22 protein-coding genes are annotated in these 19,447 nt (G+C 60.2%); 10 read left to right on the plus strand and 12 right to left on the minus strand.

Translation table 11 applies throughout. The annotated features are described in order from the left end of the window. The first annotated feature begins 21 nt into the window (after positions 1-21). Positions 22-231, plus strand: coding sequence for a hypothetical protein (locus ACZ5J0_RS10165; RefSeq protein WP_250820232.1), 210 nt, complete (start codon positions 22-24; stop codon positions 229-231). Between the two features lie 52 nt (positions 232-283). On the opposite strand, the gene ACZ5J0_RS10170 is transcribed toward ACZ5J0_RS10165, so the two are convergent. The 3 genes from ACZ5J0_RS10170 to ACZ5J0_RS10180 form a co-directional block, all read right to left on the minus strand. Further along, the gene (locus ACZ5J0_RS10170; RefSeq protein WP_250820233.1) at positions 284-637 is read right to left on the minus strand and encodes a helix-turn-helix domain-containing protein; all 354 of its coding nucleotides are present in this window, start codon (positions 635-637) and stop codon (positions 284-286) included. Further along, positions 589-1,764 carry a tyrosine-type recombinase/integrase gene (locus ACZ5J0_RS10175; RefSeq protein ID WP_250820234.1) on the minus strand — a complete coding sequence of 392 codons (1,176 nt, stop codon included), beginning with the start codon at positions 1,762-1,764 and terminating at the stop codon, positions 589-591. The genes ACZ5J0_RS10170 and ACZ5J0_RS10175 overlap by 49 nt, the downstream gene beginning before the upstream one ends. 226 nt (positions 1,765-1,990) lie before the next feature. Next, a complete protein-coding gene (locus tag ACZ5J0_RS10180; protein WP_464093064.1) occupies positions 1,991-2,872 on the minus strand; it encodes a sigma-70 family RNA polymerase sigma factor in 882 nt (293 codons plus the stop codon). A 102-nt stretch (positions 2,873-2,974) separates the two neighbouring features. Between ACZ5J0_RS10180 and ACZ5J0_RS10185 the strand changes: the two genes are divergently transcribed. Then, a complete protein-coding gene (locus tag ACZ5J0_RS10185; protein ID WP_142939132.1) occupies positions 2,975-3,958 on the plus strand; it encodes an Lrp/AsnC family transcriptional regulator in 984 nt (327 codons plus the stop codon). Positions 3,959-3,979: 21 nt separating this feature from the next. On the opposite strand, the gene ACZ5J0_RS10190 is transcribed toward ACZ5J0_RS10185, so the two are convergent. Next, complete coding sequence (locus ACZ5J0_RS10190) at positions 3,980-4,402, minus strand: VOC family protein (protein WP_464093065.1); 423 nt, start codon at positions 4,400-4,402, stop codon at positions 3,980-3,982. A gap of 159 nt (positions 4,403-4,561) precedes the next feature. On the opposite strand from ACZ5J0_RS10190, the gene ACZ5J0_RS10195 reads away from it, so the two are divergent. After that, positions 4,562-4,951 carry a DUF3054 domain-containing protein gene (locus ACZ5J0_RS10195; protein ID WP_464093066.1) on the plus strand — a complete coding sequence of 130 codons (390 nt, stop codon included), beginning with the start codon at positions 4,562-4,564 and terminating at the stop codon, positions 4,949-4,951. A 72-nt stretch (positions 4,952-5,023) separates the two neighbouring features. Continuing rightward, a complete protein-coding gene (locus ACZ5J0_RS10200) occupies positions 5,024-5,302 on the plus strand; it encodes an Lrp/AsnC family transcriptional regulator (protein WP_017197606.1) in 279 nt (92 codons plus the stop codon). Positions 5,303-5,320: 18 nt separating this feature from the next. On the opposite strand, the gene trpD is transcribed toward ACZ5J0_RS10200, so the two are convergent. Continuing rightward, the gene (trpD, locus tag ACZ5J0_RS10205; RefSeq protein WP_142939129.1) at positions 5,321-6,379 is read right to left on the minus strand and encodes an anthranilate phosphoribosyltransferase; all 1,059 of its coding nucleotides are present in this window, start codon (positions 6,377-6,379) and stop codon (positions 5,321-5,323) included. Positions 6,380-6,527: 148 nt separating this feature from the next. On the opposite strand from trpD, the gene ctaE reads away from it, so the two are divergent. The 4 genes from ctaE (at position 6,528) to qcrB (ending at position 10,858) form a co-directional block, all read left to right on the plus strand. Then, entirely contained in the window at positions 6,528-7,166 is a 639-nt protein-coding gene (ctaE, locus tag ACZ5J0_RS10210; protein WP_142939128.1) for an aa3-type cytochrome oxidase subunit III, read from the plus strand. A gap of 88 nt (positions 7,167-7,254) precedes the next feature. Further along, positions 7,255-8,043, plus strand: coding sequence for a cytochrome bc1 complex diheme cytochrome c subunit (gene qcrC / locus ACZ5J0_RS10215; RefSeq protein WP_142939127.1), 789 nt, complete (start codon positions 7,255-7,257; stop codon positions 8,041-8,043). A gap of 93 nt (positions 8,044-8,136) precedes the next feature. Next, positions 8,137-9,207: a cytochrome bc1 complex Rieske iron-sulfur subunit gene (qcrA, locus tag ACZ5J0_RS10220; RefSeq protein WP_142939126.1), complete on the plus strand. Its 1,071-nt coding sequence runs from the start codon at positions 8,137-8,139 to the stop codon at positions 9,205-9,207. Continuing rightward, on the plus strand, positions 9,185-10,858 hold the full coding sequence (gene qcrB, locus ACZ5J0_RS10225; protein WP_142939125.1) for a cytochrome bc1 complex cytochrome b subunit: 1,674 nt from the start codon (positions 9,185-9,187) through the stop codon (positions 10,856-10,858). The genes qcrA and qcrB overlap by 23 nt, the downstream gene beginning before the upstream one ends. 82 nt (positions 10,859-10,940) lie before the next feature. Here the strand turns inward: qcrB and ACZ5J0_RS10230 are convergent, their stop codons facing one another. Next, the gene (locus ACZ5J0_RS10230) at positions 10,941-11,729 is read right to left on the minus strand and encodes a GntR family transcriptional regulator (protein ID WP_142939124.1); all 789 of its coding nucleotides are present in this window, start codon (positions 11,727-11,729) and stop codon (positions 10,941-10,943) included. A 156-nt stretch (positions 11,730-11,885) separates the two neighbouring features. Between ACZ5J0_RS10230 and ACZ5J0_RS10235 the strand changes: the two genes are divergently transcribed. Then, complete coding sequence (locus ACZ5J0_RS10235) at positions 11,886-12,179, plus strand: HPr family phosphocarrier protein (protein ID WP_165450194.1); 294 nt, start codon at positions 11,886-11,888, stop codon at positions 12,177-12,179. 141 nt (positions 12,180-12,320) lie between these two features. Here ACZ5J0_RS10235 and ACZ5J0_RS10240 read toward each other — a convergent pair whose 3' ends face one another. The 5 genes from ACZ5J0_RS10240 to ACZ5J0_RS10260 form a co-directional block, all read right to left on the minus strand. Continuing rightward, positions 12,321-12,722: a cytochrome c oxidase subunit 4 gene (locus ACZ5J0_RS10240; RefSeq protein WP_142939122.1), complete on the minus strand. Its 402-nt coding sequence runs from the start codon at positions 12,720-12,722 to the stop codon at positions 12,321-12,323. After that, positions 12,719-14,443, minus strand: coding sequence for an aa3-type cytochrome oxidase subunit I (gene ctaD, locus ACZ5J0_RS10245; RefSeq protein WP_011774899.1), 1,725 nt, complete (start codon positions 14,441-14,443; stop codon positions 12,719-12,721). The genes ACZ5J0_RS10240 and ctaD overlap by 4 nt, the downstream gene beginning before the upstream one ends. A 10-nt stretch (positions 14,444-14,453) precedes the next feature. Beyond that, complete coding sequence (gene ctaC, locus ACZ5J0_RS10250) at positions 14,454-15,326, minus strand: aa3-type cytochrome oxidase subunit II (protein ID WP_062069602.1); 873 nt, start codon at positions 15,324-15,326, stop codon at positions 14,454-14,456. A 183-nt stretch (positions 15,327-15,509) separates the two neighbouring features. Next, positions 15,510-15,902, minus strand: coding sequence for a HesB/IscA family protein (locus ACZ5J0_RS10255; RefSeq protein ID WP_011774901.1), 393 nt, complete (start codon positions 15,900-15,902; stop codon positions 15,510-15,512). Between the two features lie 164 nt (positions 15,903-16,066). Beyond that, complete coding sequence (locus tag ACZ5J0_RS10260) at positions 16,067-17,500, minus strand: M20/M25/M40 family metallo-hydrolase (RefSeq protein ID WP_464093067.1); 1,434 nt, start codon at positions 17,498-17,500, stop codon at positions 16,067-16,069. A 133-nt stretch (positions 17,501-17,633) separates the two neighbouring features. Between ACZ5J0_RS10260 and ACZ5J0_RS10265 the strand changes: the two genes are divergently transcribed. Then, a complete protein-coding gene (locus ACZ5J0_RS10265; RefSeq protein WP_142939120.1) occupies positions 17,634-18,227 on the plus strand; it encodes a DUF3043 domain-containing protein in 594 nt (197 codons plus the stop codon). A gap of 84 nt (positions 18,228-18,311) precedes the next feature. On the opposite strand, the gene ACZ5J0_RS10270 is transcribed toward ACZ5J0_RS10265, so the two are convergent. Then, positions 18,312-19,391, minus strand: coding sequence for a quinone-dependent dihydroorotate dehydrogenase (locus ACZ5J0_RS10270; protein ID WP_464093068.1), 1,080 nt, complete (start codon positions 19,389-19,391; stop codon positions 18,312-18,314). Positions 19,392-19,447: the final 56 nt, after the last annotated feature.

Raw genomic sequence — 19,447 nt, forward strand, 5'->3', positions numbered from 1 at the left:
GGCCCAGCAGCGGTTTCCGGAGTGGATCTCATCTTCGTTGCCGCAGCCGATGCAGTCGATGTTGAGTTTGACGCCGGAGCATTTGCGGCAGGCCGGGAGCGTGTCTACCCGGCCGGGCAGGATACCCTCGTGGCCGCAGGCGCAGCTGCCCCGGGTTCGTTTGGCTTGCTGGTAGCAGTAGCCACAGATTCCGCTGTCGGGCCAGCGGACGACGATTTGGTGGTGTTCTGAGCAGCGTCCGCATGGTTCGGGCCATTTCGCGGGGTCGCTGGGTTTCCGGGGTCTAGGCATCGTCGTCCGGCGGCAGGACCCTGATCCGGCGGGCGACCGGTGAGCCTGGCTGGATTCCGAGGTCTTCTGGCCGTTTGGGGGCGTTGGCGGTCTTCGCTGCGCGCATCTGGACGTAGGGTTCGAACAGGTCGTTGGGTGTGCATTCGAGGATGTCGCAGAGCGCTGCAAAGGTCTGGGCCGGGATGCGTTCAGGGGTTCCTGTGACGAGCCGGTGGACCTGGGCGTTGGAGAGGTTGATGCCGCGGGCTTTGAGGAGGGGGAGGAGCTCGGTGGTTTTCCAGAGGTTCCGTTGGGCCATCATCTGCCGAAGGTTCCATCGGTAGCCGATCCGTCGCTGTTCAGCCATGGGCCGTTCCCTTCGTCAGTGCCGCTGCCGCGTAGCCGCTGAGCGATCATCTTCTGGACGGTCTTCTGTTTGAAGTCCGCCGACACGGAAGTATAGAGGGCTGTCGTCGATGAGTAGCTGTGACCGACCTGCTGCTGGATAAACAACGGATCGTAGCCGGCCTCGATCAGGTGGGTGACGTAGGAATGCCGCAGGGTGTGCAGGGACAACTCGTCCGGCAATCCAGCGGCTTTCCTGATGCGTTGGAAGGCCCGGTCGAAGTTGCGGTAGACCGTGGAACCCGAGCGCTCCGAGGGCCACATGCTGGCTGAACGGTCCGCGGTGGCGAAGCGTTTACGGCCATCGGGGGAGAGCCAGTACTCCAACTGACCGACGACCCAATCGAACTCCGGGACGGTCAGCACGGTCCGGCGCCGAGGGCCTGAGCCTTTTGTTCCTTTGGCCCACCGCACCTGGAGCGCACCGAACCGGCCGAACTGTTCAACGTGGGGATTAGGGCCGAAATCGACGTACTCAAGCATGGTCAGTTCACGACGGCGCAGCCCGTAAGCATAGGCAACCTTGAACGCCGTCGAATCCCTCAACGCCGGCAACCAACGCTTGGAGCGTTTGGCAAACTCCGTATCGATCAGATCATCAGCGGCATCAAAGAACGTTTGAAGCTCTGCCCGGGCGAAGGCCCTCCGGCGCGGCGGCATGGCATCGTCAGTGGTATGCCGCGGTGAGTTCCACTCAAATACGACCTGCACCGGGATGTCGGCGAACACCCGTTCGCAAAACGCTGCCCACCCATAGCGCCCGTCGGTCACGTACGCGCAGAACGCCTTGATAGCTCCCGCGTTGGACCTGAGCGTGGACAACGCCAGGCCTTTCTCTGAACTGCGACGGTCTGCGAGGAATTCGTCCACGTTATGTGCCGACCATGTCCACGGATACTCGTTCGCGTGCTCCTGGAACCGCTCAACGACACTGCAGGAGCTTTTGATGTAGGCGTTTGAGAGCCCGCGTGCCAGCATCTGCGCCCGCCAACCATCAAGCATCGCCTCGAAAACCCGGTCTTCAGCCCGCAGCAGCCCAACGTTCTCAGTGTTCAGAAAGGCAGGAATCCGGCCAGGTTCGATGTTCACAAGCCAAACTCTACGCAAGAATCTCTCATTAAATGAGAGATTACGCCGCTAGAGCGCGCAATGACGCGGTCGAGCTGCTGGTCATCATTCAATCCCATCACATGCGAACGATCCCTGACGTGGGAAAACGCTGCATGGCAGGTTGAGACGAGTTATCTCATCCACTTCTACTCGTCCCACTCGAACGCCGATAATCTACATTATGTAAAGTAGTCTGAAAGTGACCCTACCCCGTCGATTTTCCTGAACCCTTTATTGCGCTGCGCATCTGGTGCAGAGTAGCTAGGCCCGCCTCGCACTTCGGGCACTCATCCACATGCCGTCGAATCCTGGCGCTGCCTGGCATTCGTCCGTCGTTGAGGACGAATTTCCCGAAATGCTGCGACACGTCAGCACAAGAGTCCGTTGCCTTTACGAGAACGTGATCCTGGAAATATGCCTGCCGAAGTCCTTTCCGCGCGCGTATGAGCAACGCCGATACACCGTTCGGCGTCAATCCCATGATCGGCGCCACCGCTGCCGGTTTCATGGTTTCCACCTCGCTGTACCAAAGCACAGCCTGCCAACGCATCGGCAGGGACCGGAATGCTTCAATGAGCGAGGACGTCTCCAAGGAACGGAGATAGGGATCCTCATATCCGGTGTCGCCATCCCCATTCAGGAGGTCGCTCAAGAAGCCAGCGCGCCTCGCCTGTACGTTGCGACGATGTGCCGTTCTTCGCACAGTGGTCACCAGATAGGCCCTGAAAGAGTCCGCCGGTCCCCTGCCACTAGCCAGAGCCTGAAACACAGACGCAATTGCCTCTCCCACAACATCGTCCACGTCCGACAGATTGTCGGTCTCCACCCGGGCCACGTACGCGGCGAGTTTTTTGTACCTACCAAAAAGTTCGGCAAAGGCAGAAAACTGCCCAGCCCGCACCGCGGAAACTAAAGACACGTCACACCACCCAAGCGGCTCGGCCCTCTCCAGACCCTCGACCGCCTGCAGGCCGGGGTTCGGCACGGTCGCCCCACTCCCCCGCCGCTGGCCGCACAATGTCCCTCCGCAGGAGCATGGCTTTGGATCCGCGGCTAACTGCGGGTAGATCAGGTTCGCAGCGCTCATGGCCCCTCTTGGTCGTCAGAGTTCTTCGCGGACCCTAGAATCTAGGCAGCACGATCAAAACGCCACGGAAAACGCAGCGAATTGAGGGGAAGTGGGTGTTCAATGCAGGATTACGACTTGGACAGCCGTGACCTGAGGCTTCTTCATGCCCTGCAGATTCGTCCGCGAGCACCTTGGGCCACACTCGCGCCCATCGTCGGGGCAGACGCTGTTACCCTCGCCAGGCGCTGGAGCGCTCTTCAGGATCAGGGGCTGGCCTGGTTGGCAAGCTACCGGGGACCCGGAGCGAAATATGTGGGCGCAATCATTGAGGTGGAATGCACACCTTCACGCATTGCCGAGGCAACAGAGGATCTCGCCCGCGACGACGAAGTACTTTCCATTGACCAAACCATCGGCGGCCGGGATCTGGTGGTGACGTTACTATGCCGGACTGACGCCGACTTGGCAGGGTTTGTGCTGGACCGGCTTACAAACGTGACAGGCGTGATCGGCACCCGTACACACCGTGGTATCCGGCTCCTCGCCGATGCGCAGCTCTGGCGGCTGCGCTCGCTCCAGGACCACGAGGCGCGCCAACTGGAATCGAGTATTCCACAGCCTGCAGCCGCCCCAAGAGGCATCTCCGCAGAGATCGAAGACCAACTTGCCGGCATTCTGCGTTCCAACGGCCGAGCCTCCGTGGCGGAGATTTCCGAAACGCTTGGGATCAGCACCACGCGGGCAAGAAACGCGCTGTCCACCATCCTTGCCGAGAAGCGCATGGTGTTGCGCTTGGAGGTGGCGCGACCCTACTCCCCCTGGCCAGTCGCCGTTTGGTACTTCCTGCGCGTTCCGGCCACGATGGTGGAATCCGTTGCAGAAAAGCTCGTCGGCCTGCACGAGGTCCGTCTGGTCGCCACCACCGGCGGGCTCTACTCAATCCTGATGCTGGTATGGCTTCGGCGGGTTGAAGACATGACACCCCTGGAGAGGCAGCTGGGCGAGAGGCTTCCGTTCGCAGAGATCCTCGACAGATGCATAGTGCTGCGAACTCCCAAACACATGGGCAACAGGCTCACCTCTGACGGAAGGCGCATCACCTAGGATGATCACAGCGCCCAGCTACTACTCCTGGGCCCCTGCAATGTTGACCAACCAGCCGATCCCGAATCTGTCGACGCACATTCCAAAGGTGTCACCCCAAGGGGCCATCTCGAGCGGCACGGTGACCATACCGCCGTCGACGAGTTTGTCCCAGTAACCGCGGAGCTCGGCTTCATCCGACGACTCTCCGCTCAAGGAGACGGAGATATTGTCGCCGGGGTTGTACTCCATGCCATTCGGGGTGTCGGCAGCCATCAACGTCAATCCGCCGGGAGTTTCCAACATGGCGTGCATGACTTTGCCGGCCTCTGCTGGATCGTCACTGGCTTGGTAGTCGCCGAAAGTGCTGATGTTCAGTTCACCGCCAAAGACGGACTCGTAAAACGTTATGGCGTCCCGAGCATTGTCCCGGAATGAAATGTACGGATTGAGGCGGGTTGTCATTGGTCGGCTCTCCTTCTTGTTGAGACTCCTTGGTCCCCCGTCAGAGGCTAATACCGTGACATCGCCCACACAACGGCCGACGCGAATTCCCCTGATCACCGCAGCAGCACCTGGAGGTAACTTTCGCGTGGGAGGGATGCCCCGGATAGTGTCGGGAGTATGTCTTCACCCTCACGACTGTGGATACCCGCAGCCCTTGCCGATCTTTTCTTGATTCTTGCCTTCGCCGCCGTTGGACGGGACGCGCACGCCCGCGGTGACATCATCTCGGGAGCTTTTGCCACAGCGTGGCCGTTCCTGGCCGGGGCAGCGATCGCCTGGGTGGTTGCACGTGCTTGGCGGGCGCCCATGGCTGCATGGCCGTCCGGAGTTTTCATATGGCTCGGCGCAGTCGCTGTGGGAATGCTGCTGCGGGCTGTTACAAGCCAAACCGTCGTGCTGCCTTTTGTCCTGGTGGCTTTGGTCACCCTTGGCATTTTCCTGCCCGGATACCGGCTTATCACTTCATCGCTCATGAGGGTATCGCGCCGACGGCAACGCCGGGTCTGATCAACCCCCTGTACGAGGGAATGCACTAGGCTGGAAAACGTCCGCAACGATGCATTTTCGGAAAGGCCCCACGTGATCACCGCTTTCGTCCTGATCAAAACCGATGCCTCACGCATACCGGAGACCGCCGAGCAGATTTCGGCCATTCAGGGCATCAGCGAGGTGTACTCCGTCACCGGAGAGTGGGACCTCATTGCGGTGGCCAGGGTGACTAAACACGACGAGCTTGCCGATGTGATCGCGGACCGCCTGTCAAAGGTTGCCTCGGTGGTCCACACCACCACACACATTGCCTTCCGCGCCTATTCCCAGCACGACCTCGACGCAGCCTTCGCACTCGGCTTCGAGTAGCAGCGGGACGGCTGGTCTTCAGCTTTGGCTAAGAGCAGTCCACTTGGCGAGCACTCCGGCAGCCTTGCCTGAATCCACGGATTCCGCCGCCCGGGCAAAAGCGGTCCGCATCCGGTCCTCAAGGCTCCCTTCGGCGTCCAGATCGATTGACACCAATCCAGCAGCCGCATTCAGTAGTACGGCGTCGCGTACAGGCCCCTGTTTGCCGTCGAGGATATCGCGCACTACGGCCGCATTGGCAGCGGCGTCCCCTCCGCGAAGGTCAGCAACCGTCGAAGGACGAATACCGAGGACCTGAGGCGAGAAGATTTGCTCCCTGACGGTTCCGTTCCTGATTTCCCAGACCGTCGATGACCCTGTGGGGGTCAACTCATCGAGGCCGTCGTCTCCTCGGAATACCAGCCCCCGGCTGCCGCGGCGGGCCAGGACTCCTGCCACCAACGGCGCCATGCGGGCGTTGGCAACACCCACAGCCGAAGCTTGAACGTGCGCGGGATTGGTCATCGGCCCAAGGAAATTGAAAGCCGTGGGAACAGCCAGTTCACGGCGCGGAACAGCGGTATGCCGGAATGAGGGGTGGAAGACCTGCGCGAAGCAGAAAGTGATTCCCGCCTCCTCTGCGTTCCGGGCCACCTGCTCGATTGACAGATCCAAACGAACGCCCAGCGCCTCTAGAACGTCGGCCGACCCGGAAGTGGAAGATGCAGCTCGGTTGCCGTGCTTTACCACTTTGGCCCCCGCGCCGGCAGCAACAAGGGCAGCCATGGTGGAGATATTTACCGTGTTCAGGCGGTCTCCACCGGTTCCGACAATGTCCAGCTTCTCACCGGAAATATTGATGGGGTTGGCATGCTGGACCATGGCCTCAACAAGACCGGCCAGCTCTTCGACCGTCTCGCCCTTGGCACGGAGCGCAACAAGGAACCCCGCAATCTGAGCCGGCGTCGCCTCTCCGGACATGATGGTGTTCATGGCCCACTCTGTGTTGCCCACTGCAAGGTTGTCGCCGTTGATCAGTGCTGAGATGAGCCCTGGCCAGGTATTGCTGGCTGCAGGTGCCGTTGCCGGAGAAGTCACTCCCTGATGCTATCGACCCAGCCACGCCGATGACCAATGTGAACGCGACCGGGAACTTTTCCGCGCGAATTCGCGTCTTTGTAGAAAAAGTCTCCTGAATCGGTGGTTTGCATTGGGAAGTCTGGACTTTTACAGACATAATGTCCTTGTGACATCTGCGACCCATGCCCCCAGTACCCCGGCGCACCCGACGCTGAACCGCCCCAACTTGGTTTCTGTTGGAACCGTTGTTTGGCTGTCCAGTGAGTTGATGTTCTTCGCCGGCCTCTTTGCCATGTACTTCACCCTGCGCTCCACATCCGGATTGATGTGGGCCGAGGAGACGGCCAAGCTCAACTTCCCGTTTGCGCTCGTCAACACCATCGTCCTTGTGGCAAGTTCCTTTACTTGCCAGATGGGCGTCTTTGCCGCCGAGCGACTCGAGCCGCGCCGTACCGGCGGGCTCCTGCAGTTCACACGGTGGGGAATGACCGAATGGTTTGCCCTGACGTTCATCATGGGAGCTTTCTTCGTGGCCGGCCAGACCACGGAATACGCCATGCTCGTCTCAGAGCACGTGTCCCTGTCGTCCAACGCCTATGGCTCTGCCTTCTACATGACTACCGGCTTCCACGGCCTGCACGTCATTGGCGGCCTGATCGCGTTCCTGTTCATCATGGGTCGAGCCTTTGCAGCCAAGAAGTTCGGCCACTTTGAAGCAACATCGGCGATCGTCACCTCGTACTACTGGCACTTCGTCGACGTTGTGTGGATCGGCCTCTTCCTGGTCATCTACGTACTCAAGTAAGCCCGGCCTTGACTCTTTTTCTACAAGAGGCAGAATTTCAAGAAGCGGCTCGCGGAGCCGACGCAGGATCGAAAAAAGGAACCACCACGTGAAGGCACTATCGCAGAAGCGACGTCACCCACTGGCAGCCATTGCGCTGTTGCTGATGGGCCTCCTCCTCACTGGTGGGCTGTACGCCGTTGCCACAACTGTCAACCAGGCCAAGGCCGACACCACAAGCTTTAGCGCGAGTGACGTAGAAGAAGGCGGCAAGCTTTTTGCCGCCAACTGCGCCACCTGCCACGGCATGGGTGCCAGCGGAACCCAGGACGGCCCCTCGCTGGTCGGCGTGGGTGCTGCTGCAGTTGACTTCCAGGTTGGCACCGGCCGTATGCCCATGCAGATGAGTGGCCCGCAGGCCCAGAAGAAGCCCGCGCAGTTCAACGCGGAGCAGACCAAGCAACTTGCTGCTTATGTTGCATCCCTCGGCGCAGGTCCGGCCATTCCCGAGGCAAACCTCCTCGACGGAAAGGGAGACGCAGCCAACGGTGGCGAACTCTTCCGCGTCAACTGCGCCATGTGCCACAATGCCGCAGCTGCCGGTGGTGCCCTGACCCGGGGCAAGTTTGCCCCCGCGTTGGCAGGCGTGAGTGCTGAACACATTTATGAGGCCATGGTTACCGGTCCGCAGAACATGCCCGTCTTCAGCGACTCCAACGTCACGCCTGAAGACAAGCGCGACATCATCACCTTCCTGAAGACCATTGAATCCAACGGTTCTCCCGGCGGCGCGGATCTTGGCGCACTCGGTCCGGTATCCGAAGGTCTGTTTGTCTGGGTCGCCGGGTTGGGCGTCATCATCGCATTCACCATCTGGTTGACGTCCCGCACGTCCTAATCCGGACACGAAACTTCTGCTGCACGGTCAGCAGTTTGAAACTGAAAATAACTCGGCCCCGGCCGAGACAACGAGAGAAGGATGAGGCGAATTATGGGCAACCATAGTGACGGCAGTCCGAACCACTCGGGCACCGTAGCTACGGCTGGTCAGAATGAGGTGGAGAAGTTCCAGGATCCTGGACTTCCTCCGCATCGTTTGCGCCTGGCTGACACGGACCCGGTAGCCGCAAAGCGCGCCGAGCGTCAGGTAGCCATTCTGTTTGGCACCTCCGTCATCGGTACGCTGGTGTTCCTGGTGGCATACTTTGCCATCGATTTGGGCGACGATACCTCGATTGCGACCATCCGCACCCAGAACCTCCTTCTGGGTCTGGGCACTGCGTTCGCAATGCTGGGTATTGGCACTGGAATCGTGCACTGGGCCAAGGCCCTGATGCCCGATCACGAAGTGTCGGAAGAGCGCCACGCTATCCGTACTGAAGAAGATCGCCAGGCTGCTGTGCGAATCGTTGACGACATCGTGGACGAGACCGGCATTAAGCGTCGCCCGCTGATCCGCAATACCCTTCTTGGTGCCGTTGCCCTCGCTCCCCTGCCTGCCCTCGCTATCTTCGGCGATCTGGGTCCGCGGCCGGACGACGCTTTGGCACACACAATGTGGGCGCCTGAGGGCGACAAGCTCAAGCGCCTGACCCGTGATCCTGATGGCACCCCCATCAAGGCCTCGGACGTCACCATTGGTTCTGCGTTCCACGTGATCCCCGAAGGTCTCAATGAACTCCACGAAGGCAAACTGAACGAGAAGGCTAAAGCTGTCGTTCTGTTGATGCGCCTGGACCCGGACTCCTTGAACCCCTCAGAGGGTCGTGAAAACTGGAGCTACAACGGCATCGTTGCTTACTCCAAGATCTGCACGCACGTCGGTTGCCCGGTTGCTCTTTACGAGCAGCAGACGCACCACCTTCTGTGCCCCTGCCACCAGTCCACATTCGACCTGACGCAAGAATGCAAGGTCATCTTTGGACCGGCAAGCCGTCCGCTCCCGCAGCTGCCCATCGCAGTTGACGCAGAGGGCTACCTCGTCGCTACCAGCGACTTCAGAGAACCTGTAGGACCGAGTTACTGGGAGCGTGACGAGCATGAGCGCCTCATCAACAGCTGAAGCCCCCTTCGTTCCGAAGACCAAAGTTGGTAGTTTCACCAACTTCGTGGACGAGCGTGTTGGCGGTTCCGGCATCCTGCGCGAGTTCGGCCGGAAGGTCTTCCCTGACCACTGGTCGTTCATGTTCGGTGAGGTGGCGCTGTACTCCTTCGTCATCTTGCTGATGTCAGGTACCTTCCTGACCTTTTTCTTCGACCCGTCCATGGCGGAAACCCACTACCAGGGTTCGTACACGCCGCTGTACAACGTCGAAATGTCCGTGGCTTACAGCTCGTCGCTGAACATCTCGTTCGACGTTCGCGGCGGCCTGTTCATGCGCCAGGTTCACCACTGGGCAGCACTGTTGTTCGTGGCCTCCCTCGGTGTTCACATGCTGCGTGTCTTCTTCACCGGCGCGTTCCGTAAGCCCCGTGAAATGAACTGGGTTGTGGGCGGCGTGCTGCTCATCCTCGCAATGGCTGCCGGCTTCACCGGCTACTCCCTCCCCGATGACCTTCTGTCCGGCAACGGCCTGCGCATCATTGATGGTGTCATCAAGTCCATCCCGGTCATCGGAACGTACACGTCCTTCTTCCTCTTCGGTGGAGAGTTCCCGGGCACGGCCATCATCGGCCGTCTTTACGTTCTGCACATCCTGTTGGTACCGGCCCTCATCCTCCTGATGATTGTCATCCACCTGTTCATGGTGGTTGTTCACAAGCACACCCAGTACCCCGGCCCAGGACGCAATGACGGAAACGTCGTCGGCTACCCCCTCGGACCGGTGTACGCTGCCAAGGCCGGCGGATTCTTCTTCATCGTCTTCGGTGTCCTGGCACTCATGGCTGCTGCATTCACGATCAACCCGATCTGGAACTACGGCCCGTACGATCCCTCCCCGGTTTCGGCCGGTACCCAGCCTGACTGGTACATCGGGTTCGTTGATGGTGCCCTGCGCCTCATGCCCGGTGTCATCAATGACTTCCACTTCGAATGGGTCATCTTCGGTCGCACCCTCACATTGAACGTCCTGCTTCCCGCTCTTGTACCGGCCGGAATCATCTTCACTGTGCTGTTCATGTACCCGTGGATCGAGCGCTGGGTTACCAAGGACAACCGCGAGCACCACGTCCTGGACCGTCCGCGCAACGCCCCTACCCGCACTGCTATCGGTGTTGCCGGCTTCACCTGGTACTGCGTGATGTGGGCAGCTGCCGGTTCGGACCTCATTGCCACGCACTTCCACGTTTCGCTGAACGATGTGACGTACTGGCTTCGGACCCTGTTCTTTATTGGCCCCATCATCGCCTTCATCGTAACCAAGCGAATCGCACTTGCCCTTCAGCGCAAGGACCGCGAAATCGCACTTCATGGCCGCGAAACAGGCCGTATCGTCCGGCTGCCCCACGGTGAGTTCATCGAGGTCCATGCCCCGCTGGATGAATACAAGCGCTACAAGCTTGTCGGGTTCGAGTCACCGGCTCCCATCCCGGCCCAGCCGAACGAGCATGGTGTTGTCACCCGCAAGGAGAAGCGCCGTGCGGCACTCTCCCGCTGGTTCTTCGAAGACCGTGTTGCCCCTGCAACGCCTGCGGAACTCGAAGCAGCCCACGCTCATGGCCACCACGAGGCCATAGCAGCTGGAGAAGAGCAGAAGAGTCTGAGCCACTAGCGGTTCATTACTCAAACCACACGAAGGGCCCGGTCCACATGGACCGGGCCCTTCGTTTGTGCCGCTACAGGTACTGCCGGGGTTATTGAGTGCGGTACCCCGAGGAATAGTTCCGTGTGGGACGGATGCCAGGCCGCTGCAAGGGCACCCAGAGCTTGTATCGGTCAGCCCGGTAGTAGGAAACCGAATAGTCAACCATCGCACGGGCTACAAACGCGTGACGTTGTATTTTGAGCAGCGGTGCTCCGACGTCAACATTCAGAAGCCTCGCAGTGGACGGAGAAGCCGCAGTGGCCTCAATCATGTCTTCGCCCCACTCCATAACTAAGCCGAATCGTTCGCTCAGAACGTTATATAGCGAGGTTGGAGGTGCCTCGTCGAGCAAGCCAGGCACTCGATGGGCAGGTATGAAGTTCTCGTCTACGCTCATAGGCTCGTTATCGGCAAGCAATAAACGCCTGAACCGCACCAGTGGAGTGCCCTCGTCCAGTTGAAGTTCCCTGGCCAGGAAAGCGCTGGCAGCAATCTGTTCGAAGCTCAGGACCTTGGCGGCGGGCACCATCCCGCGACGCTGCATCTCCTCGCTGTAGGAGGTCAACTTCACCTGAAGATCCAGCTTTGGCTTCCTGACAAACGTTCCGAGGCCGACCACCCGCTCAATGACCTCTTCGCCTACGAGGGCGTCAATAGCCTGCCGGACAGTCATTCGCGCCAACCCGAACCGTTCCGACAGGTCCCGCTCGGATGGAAGCGCGGACCCGGGCGGGCAGGACTGGACAATGAACGTCCTGAGGATCTCGCGGAGCTGAACATAGATGGGGGTGCCGCTGGCGCGGTCGATCTCACCGGCTATGCTTGCTGCCTCAGCCACGGCAGATGTCCAGCAATTGAGTCATGTTCCAAGGATAATTCAGCAGGACCGCAGGTCTAGACCACCGAAGTCCGCGGTGGAAGACCACCACCCCGGCGGCTAGGCTTGTGTGGAACATTTTTCAGACGGAGTCCGTCGCGTATCAAAGGAGCCGGGTTGCCGGAGCAGAAAACCTTCGTGGCCGCCGAGATTGGCTTGCATGCACGGGCGGCCGCGGTATTTGTTCGTGCTGTGACGGAAACCGGGCTGCCGGTGACCATCCGCAAGCACAACGGAGCACCCGTTGATGCCCGTTCTCTTCTTGAAGTAATGACCGAGGACTTCGACCAAGGTTGCGAAGTCTACCTAAACATCGCTCCTGAGGATCTCAGCGGCGATCAGACTATCCCGATGGCGGAGAGGGCGCTCCTCGCTCTTTCAGCCGTCCTGGAGGGCACACAGGCCCGCTAAGAGCCATCTCGGCGACCTCGCGAGACGCCTCTGGCCCCTTGGGCGGACGCGCTCGGCCCTGTGGGCAACTGACCTACGGGATGAAGTTAAAGAAGATGGGCCCCACCACAAGGTGGGGCCCATCTTTGTGTCACCAATTACTTAGTGGGCGTGGTCTCCACGGCTGTATTCGAAGACCCAACCAACCAGGGCGATGATGGCGAGGCCACCAGCCACGTAGGTGATCCAGAAACCCACTGCCAATCCGAGGAAGCCACCGGCACATGCCAGGCCCAGAACCAGCGGCCACCAGCTCCAGGGGCTGAAGTGGCCCTGCTCACCGGCGCCCTCATGAATCTCAGCGTCGGGGCGGTCCTCGGGCCGAAGACCAATGCGCTTACCGGTGAACCCGAGGTAGGCGCCGATCATGCCGGCCAGACCACCCACCAGGAGGATTCCCAGTACGCCGACCCATTCAGTCCATTCCGTCAAGAAACCGTAAACGATGGTTACGGGGATGAAGAAGAAGACTCCGGCCCCAAAGAGCCACGATTCGATTTTCATTTGCTGACGTCCCTCTGGTCTGCGTTACCCAAAACAGCTGCTGCGGGTGACGGGGCTTCGGCGGTGTGAACCTGGGCCAACTCCGGGTGGTGAAGGTCCAAGGCCGGGCGCTCGGAGCGGATACGGGGCAAGGAGGTGAAGTTGTGGCGCGGCGGCGGGCAGGATGTTGCCCATTCAAGCGAAGCGCCGAAGCCCCAAGGATCATCAACTTCAACCTTCTTGTTGCTTCGCCACGTGATGTAGACGTTCCAGAAGAACGGCAGAAGCGAAGCACCCAGGACGAAGGAGGAGATGGTGGAGAACTGGTTCATCCACGTGAAGTTGTCCTGCGGCATGTAATCGGCGTATCGACGCGGCATGCCTTCAACACCGAGCCAGTGCTGGATCAGGAAGGTGCCGTGGAAGCCCAGGAACAGGAGCCAGAAGTGAATCTTGCCAAGGCGCTCGTTGAGCATCTTGCCCGTCCACTTGGGCCACCAGAAGTAGAAGCCTGCGAACATCGCGAACACGACGGTACCGAAGACGACGTAGTGGAAGTGAGCCACCACGAAGTAGGAGTCGGAGACGTGGAAGTCCAGTGGCGGCGACGCCAGGATGATGCCGGTCAGACCGCCGAAGAGGAATGTCACCAGGAAGCCGATGCTCCACAGCATGGGAGTTTCGAACGTGATGGAGCCCTGCCAGAGAGTACCGATCCAGTTGAAGAACTTCACACCTGTTGGAACAGCGATGAGCATGGTCATGAACGCGAAGAACGGCAACAGCACGGATCCGGTCACGTACATGTGGTGAGCCCACACGGTAACGGACAGAGCGGCGATGGCGATAGTTGCGTAAACAAGACCCTTGTAGCCAAAGATCGGCTTCCGGCTGAAGACCGGGAAGATCTCCGAGACAATACCGAAGAACGGCAGCGCGATGATGTACACCTCGGGGTGTCCGAAGAACCAGAACAGGTGCTGCCAAAGGACTGCACCGCCGTTCTCGGGATCGAAGATGTGCGCTCCAAAGCGGCGGTCGGCACCGAGCGCGAACAGGGCAGCTGCAAGCGGCGGGAAGGCCATCAGAACCAGGATCGCCGTAACAAGCGTGTTCCAGGTGAAGATCGGCATACGCCACATGGTCATGCCCGGTGCACGCATGCAGATGATGGTGGTGATGAAGTTGACGGCACCAAGGATGGTTCCGAACCCGGACAGCGCCAGGCCAAAGACCCAGAGGTCACCACCTACGCCGGGGCTGAACGTCGTGTTGGACAACGGCGCGTAAGCGAACCAGCCAAAGGATGCAGCACCCTGCGGGGTGATGAAGCCGGACACGGCGATGGTGGAACCGAAAAGGAAGAACCAGAACGCCAGAGCATTCAGACGGGGAAAGGCGACGTCGGGGGCGCCGATCTGCAACGGCATAATGACGTTGGCGAAGCCGGCGAACAGCGGCGTTGCGAACATCAGGAGCATGACGGTGCCGTGCATGGTGAACATCTGGTTGTACTGCTCTTTGGTCTGCAGGATCTGCATGCCGGGTTCGAACAGTTCAGCGCGGATCAACAGCGCCATGACGCCACCGAGGCAGAAGAACACGAAGGACGCGATCAGGTACATGTACCCGATGGTCTTGTGGTCGGTGGAGGTGATCCAGTTGACGACGATGCGCCCCTTGGACTTAGGAACTACCGGAGCTTCGAGAACCCCCGGTGCGGATTGAGTGTACGTAGCCACGTCGCTTCCCTTACTTGGATTCGTTCAGGTTCGGGTTGCGGTCATATTCCGCACCGAGGAGGCCCGTGTTGCCTTCCTGGCGAAGCTTGTCCATGTGAGCCTGGAATTCAGACTCGGAGACAACCTTGACGCGGAAGAGCATTTCGGAGTGGTATTCACCGCAGAGTTCGGCACACTTGCCATCGAAGGTGCCCTCCTTGGTGGGGGTGAACCTGATGTAGTTCGTCTTGCCCGGGATCATGTCGCGCTTCTGAAGGAAGGCGGGTACCCAGAATGAGTGGATGACGTCGCGGGAGTTGAGCTCCAGGTCCACGGACTTGCCTACGGGCAAGTACAGGGTGGGGAGCAGTTCCTTGTCGACTTCATTGCCGGTCAGGTGGGCCTGAACGCCCGCCTCGTGGAGGTCTTCATTGATGACCTCACCTTGCTTGTAGTTAAAGTCCCATGCCCACTGCTTGCCGCGGACGTCAACAACGACGTCGGCAGGCTGGGAGCGGTCATCGATCGCACGCTGGTCCTGGTCGGTGAAGTAGAAGAACACCAGCACCATGAAGAGCGGGATGGTCAAGTAGAAGACCTCGAGCGGCAGGTTGTAGCTGAGCTGCTTGGGGAAACCCGTGGTGCCCTTGCGGCGACGGTAAGCGATGATGCACCAGACCAGGAGGCCCCACGTGATGATACCGACTGCCAAGGCGGCGATCCATGAGTTGACCCAGAGGTCCATGATCCGGTCAGTGTGGTTGGTCGTGCCGCGCTCTGTAGGCAGCCAACCCTTCTCTACCTCTGGTGAACATCCGGTCAAAACCAACGCGCCGGCTAGTGCCAAGCCAGTGATCGATGTGATCTTTATGCGTCGGCTGCCGGTTCGGTTCTGCGAACTCACAGACGGCCCTTCCTCTTGTTGCTGTCTCCCGGCAGGCCGAAGGCTCACCGGGCACACTAAAAGTTTTACTACCCGATGTAGAGCTTACCGCTATCACGCGGTTTTCGCGCACATGTCAGCGCCGTGGCTCCGAACGAATTCAAACTCGCTCGAAGGGGCGCCGACATGCGGCGATGGCTCACATCAGTGGAACGAATCGCCGCAGGCGCAAGACCCGCCGGCGTTCGGGTTATCGATGGTGAATCCTTGCTTCGAAATGGTGTCTTCGAAGTCGATGCTGGCACCACTGAGGTAAGGAACGCTCATCTTGTCCACTACCACCTCAACGCCGTCGTAATCGCGCACAGCATCTCCGTCGAGCAAGCGCTCATCGAAGTAGAGCTGGTAGATCAGGCCCGAGCATCCGCCAGGCTGGACTGCAACGCGCAGTCGGAGGTCTGTGCGCCCTTCCTGCTCGAGGAGGCTGCGGACCTTGCCCGCGGCGACGTCGGTCAGATTGACCTCGTGCGTGGCCAGTTCGTCGTCGTTGGTGACGAGCTGTGCTCCGGTGCTGTTTTCGTTGGTTGCAGTGCTCATTGGCCTACCTTCTTATGAAGCTCTTGGCGGCGGCGCCGGAACGCTGCCTGCCCTTACCCAATTACGTACGGGTTATAGCTAATGCTACGTCGCGCAGGCCCTTAGCTATAACTCTTGACGTAACCACAGACTGCAAGTGGTTGTTCCCCGCGCCCCGCAGGAGCCTACCCGGCCAGGCCTTCGGCGTTCAGCCGGGCCAACATCAAGGCCTCCGCCAACACTGCATGCCGGAAGTCTCCTATATGCAATGATTCGTTGGCACTATGCGCACGGGAATCAGGGTCCTCGACGCCGGTGACCAGGATCTGGACATCCGGATACATCTCCAGGAGATCGGCGATGAACGGGATGGAGCCTCCGATCCCCATTTCCACCGGCTGGACTCCCCACGATTCCCCCAGCGCCCACAAAGCCACCCGCGCTGCAGCGGACGTCATATCGGTGGAAAAGGCATTGCCCCTCTCCCCCGGCGTGAACGTCACCCTGGCGCCGAACGGGGCATGGGATTCGACGTGCTGCTTGAGCGCCGTCATGGCGGCTTCCGGGTCCTGCCCCGGCGCCAACCGCATGCTGAACTTTGCCCGCGCCGACGGTATGAGGGTGTTGGATGCAACATCTACGGCCGGGACGTCCATGCCAATGATGGACAATGCCGGCTTGGTCCACAAACGCGAGGCGATGGTTCCACTTCCGGCGAGCCTCACGCCGTCGAGCACGGATGCATCGGCCCGGTAGTCAGCTTCGGTGAGATCAACTGCCACCTCGTCCCGGCCGACGAGGCCGGCCACTGCGACATTCCCGGCGTCGTCGTGAAGGGTGGCTATGAGCCGCGACAAAAGAGTAGGGGCATCGAGCACGGGGCCGCCGAACATGCCTGAATGGACCGCGTGCTCCAAGACGCGCACTTCGAAAGTTCCGTCAACCAGGCCGCGAAGGCTGGTAGTGAGGGCAGGCACGCCCACCTTCCAGTTGCTGGAGTCGGCAACGACGATCACATCGGCCCGGAGAAGTTCCTGGTGCTCCTCAAGGAAAGTGCGGAAGGTAGGTGATCCGGCTTCTTCTTCGCCTTCAAAGAAGAAGGTCACGCCGAGCCCGAAGTCGTCCCCCAGGACTTTTGTCACGGCACTGTAGGCGGCAAGGTGCGCCATGATGCCTGCTTTGTCGTCGGCGGCACCCCGACCATACAAGCGGCCATTCCGCTCTTGAGCGACAAAGGGCTCGGAGTTCCAGAGGCTGCTGTCACCCGGAGGCTGGACGTCGTGGTGGGCGTACAGCAGGATGGTCGGCTTGCCTGCGGCGGCAGGTCGGCGCGCGACGACGGCAGGACCACCGGGCGTACCGTCAGCCTTGTTGCATCGAAGGATACGGACGTCCTCCATACCGGATTCCTTGACCAGGGAGGCGACGGCGTCAGCGCTCCGGTCAAGTTCCTTGGGATCAAAACTCGGCCACGCAATACCGGGAATAGCCACCAGGTCTTCCAACGATGCGACAGTAGCGTCAAAGGATTCGTTGACAGCCGTGGTCAGTGCCTCGACAGGAGTGGAGCCGGAGAGCCCTTGCTTGTTCTGCGGGATGTCCGCATGTGCTGAAGTCATGGGCCACACTTTACCGTCGGGGATTCTCCCCCGAGGCAAGCACGGCCCGAACCACAAGGCTGCACATAAGCCAGAGGGTCCGGGCTATGGGACACGTAACCTGCACCACCTTCCCGAGGGGTATTCTGTATGGGTGTTCGGACGCAAAAAGGAAGAGCCCAGCGCTCAATCAGTAGTAGATCAGGCCTACGCCACCGCACCGGAGCCCGGTGCTGGAAAGGGCGCCCCTACGCCCAAGCGGAAGGACCAGGAAGCGGCCCGCAAGCGCCCTTTGGTTCCCACCGATCGTAAGGCCTCCAAGGCAGCGGAAAGGGTGGCCATCCAGGACCAGCGGCAGAAAATGCGGCAGGCCCTTGATACGGGAGACGAGAAATTTCTCCCGTATCGGGACAAGGGCCCCCAGAAGCGGTACACACGTGACTACGTTGACGCACGCTTCAGCCTGGGTGAGTACCTCATGTTCGGCGCTTTGCTGTTCGTAGTGATCTCCCTGATCATCCCGCCCACCAGCGCCGGCATCAGCTACGTCCTTATTGGCTTCTGGATCATGTTCCTTGCAGTCTTTGTGGACGTCTTCATCCTCTCCCGCAAACTTCGCAAGCGCCTTACGGAGAAGTTCGGTGAAGTGGAACGTGGTTGCATCTGGTACGGCTGCATGCGCGCCCTTCAGTTCCGCAAGCTACGTCTTCCGAAACCTCAGGTGAAGCGCGGACAGTACCCCGCCTAGGCGCCACAACCCTCAAGCAAATAAAGAGACCCCGGACCATTGGTCCGGGGTCTCTTTGTATGCTTCCAGGTTAGGTGGCCACGATTATGCGGCCGCCCGTCGGCGAAGTTTCACAAGACCTTTGTTGATTCTCGAAGCCCAGAAAGGACCTTCGTAAAGGAAAGCAGTGTAGCCCTGCACCAACGTGGCCCCGGCATCGAGCCGGTCCTGAACATCCTGCGGGGTGGCAACGCCACCAACTGCAATGAGGACAAGCTGATCCCCTACCGAGTTCTTGAGCCTGCGCAGCACCTCGAGGGATCGCTGCTTGAGGGGCGCACCCGACAAGCCGCCCGCGCCAAGAGACTCCACCTTCGCAGCGTCGGAGACGAGCCCGTCGCGGGAAATGGTGGTGTTGGTGGCTATGATTCCGTCAAGTTTCAGGTCCAGGGCAAGCCGCGCGACGTCGTCGATATCTTCATTGGAGAGGTCCGGCGCAATCTTGACCAACAGGGGAACGTGCCGCCCGGCCGCTTCGTCGGCGGCGTCGCCAACAGCGCGGAGAAGGGGCCGCAGGCTTTCCACGTTCTGCAGCAGACGCAGCCCCGGAGTGTTGGGAGAGCTTACATTCACCACCAGGTAATCTGCCGCGGGCGCCAGGCTCCGGGCACTGACCAGGTAGTCCTCGGTAGCGTCCTCGAGCTCAACCAGCTTGGTCTTGCCGATATTGACCCCGATAATCGGCCGGACGTCCGGGTGCAGCCGCTGCAAAGCAGCCCGTGCTGCCTTGAGTCTGGGCGCGACTGCGGCGGCGCCGTCGTTATTGAACCCCATCCGGTTGATGACCGCTTGGTCCTCTATCAAGCGGAAGAGGCGCGGCTTTTCATTACCGGGCTGTGCCTGGCCCGTAATGGTCCCCACTTCTACATGTCCGAATCCAAGCTCGGACAAGGCTTCGATGCCGTGGCCCTGCTTGTCGAATCCTGCCGCCAGGCCGAACGGGGAGGGAAAGGTAAGCCCCAGCGCCTCCGTGCGGAGGGAAGGATCAGGAGTTGTCATTTTGGCAAGGATCCTCCCAACACCGGAACGGTGGGCCGCACGGATTCCTTGGAAGCCGATCTTGTGGGCCTTCTCGGCATCCATCCAGGAGAAGGCCAACTTAAAGAATGTGGGGTAAACACGCATGATCCTAGTTTTCCCGCTTACCCACCACTCACCAAACCCGTGACCTGCCCTGGCGC

This window comes from Arthrobacter sp. DualSoilB13, assembly GCF_055389195.1.

Bases quoted from the DNA above. Each gene is read 5' to 3' on its own strand.
- ACZ5J0_RS10170 (WP_250820233.1), bottom strand. From the start codon at position 637: ATGGCTGAACAGCGACGGATCGGCTACCGATGGAACCTTCGGCAGATG.
- ACZ5J0_RS10180 (WP_464093064.1), bottom strand. From the start codon at position 2,872: ATGAGCGCTGCGAACCTGATCTACCCGCAGTTAGCCGCGGATCCAAAG.
- ACZ5J0_RS10185 (WP_142939132.1), top strand. From the start codon at position 2,975: ATGCAGGATTACGACTTGGACAGCCGTGACCTGAGGCTTCTTCATGCC.
- ACZ5J0_RS10190 (WP_464093065.1), bottom strand. From the start codon at position 4,402: ATGACAACCCGCCTCAATCCGTACATTTCATTCCGGGACAATGCTCGG.
- ACZ5J0_RS10195 (WP_464093066.1), top strand. From the start codon at position 4,562: ATGTCTTCACCCTCACGACTGTGGATACCCGCAGCCCTTGCCGATCTT.
- qcrA (WP_142939126.1), top strand. From the start codon at position 8,137: ATGGGCAACCATAGTGACGGCAGTCCGAACCACTCGGGCACCGTAGCT.
- qcrB (WP_142939125.1), top strand. From the start codon at position 9,185: ATGAGCGCCTCATCAACAGCTGAAGCCCCCTTCGTTCCGAAGACCAAA.
- ACZ5J0_RS10240 (WP_142939122.1), bottom strand. From the start codon at position 12,722: ATGAAAATCGAATCGTGGCTCTTTGGGGCCGGAGTCTTCTTCTTCATC.
- ACZ5J0_RS10255 (WP_011774901.1), bottom strand. From the start codon at position 15,902: ATGAGCACTGCAACCAACGAAAACAGCACCGGAGCACAGCTCGTCACC.
- ACZ5J0_RS10260 (WP_464093067.1), bottom strand. From the start codon at position 17,500: ATGACTTCAGCACATGCGGACATCCCGCAGAACAAGCAAGGGCTCTCC.
- ACZ5J0_RS10270 (WP_464093068.1), bottom strand. From the start codon at position 19,391: ATGCGTGTTTACCCCACATTCTTTAAGTTGGCCTTCTCCTGGATGGAT.